The sequence below is a fragment of the Paenibacillus artemisiicola genome, from assembly GCF_017652985.1.
Taxonomy (GTDB): Bacteria; Bacillota; Bacilli; order Paenibacillales; family Paenibacillaceae; genus Paenibacillus_Z; species Paenibacillus_Z artemisiicola.
Map to the genome: position 1 here is coordinate 1 of NZ_JAGGDJ010000131.1, position 584 is coordinate 584.

General features: G+C 66.4%; 2 protein-coding genes. Both read right to left on the reverse strand.

Annotation, left to right across the window (positions count from 1 at the left end):
* On the reverse strand, positions 1-340 hold a 340-nt coding region (locus tag I8J29_RS33535), incomplete at its 3' end, for an ATP-binding cassette domain-containing protein (RefSeq protein WP_208851569.1).
* The coding region (locus tag I8J29_RS33540; RefSeq protein WP_338113339.1) for an oligopeptide/dipeptide ABC transporter ATP-binding protein at positions 337-584 on the reverse strand (248 nt) is incomplete at its 5' end. The genes I8J29_RS33540 and I8J29_RS33535, both read right to left, overlap by 4 nt.

A 584-nucleotide genomic window follows, 5' to 3' on the forward strand; every position in this document is an offset into this window, starting at 1 on the left:
GTACCAGGAAGCGCGGATTCAGCGAGCCCATCGGATCCTGGAAGATGATCTGCATCTCTTCCCGCAGCGCCCGCAGCTCGCCCGGGCCGACCTGCTGAATGTCCCGGCCGTTGAACCGCACCTCGCCTCCCGTCGCCTTCTGCAGGTGCAGCATGACCCGGCCGAGCGTCGACTTCCCGCAGCCCGACTCGCCCACCAGGCCGAACGTCTCGCCCGGCCGCACGCCGAAGCTGACGTCGTCGACCGCTTTCACGTGCCCGACGACCCGGCTGAGCAGCCCTTTCTTGATCGGGAAATACTTCTTCAATGCCTTCGCTTCAACCAAATAAGGTTCCGTCATATCGCAGCCTCCTCCGGTAATCCGTCCAGCCAGCATGCCGCCCGGTGGCCGTCTTCCGCGTTCAGCAGCGGCGGCTCCTCATGCCTGCAGCGGTCCATCGCGTACGGGCAGCGCGGATGGAACCGGCAGCCCTTCGGGATGTCCGCGATGCCGGGAATGCTGCCGCGGATCGCGTACAGCTCGCTTCCCGGTTCCTCCTCCAGCCGCGGGATGGAGCGCAGCAGCCCGAGCGTGTACGGATGCC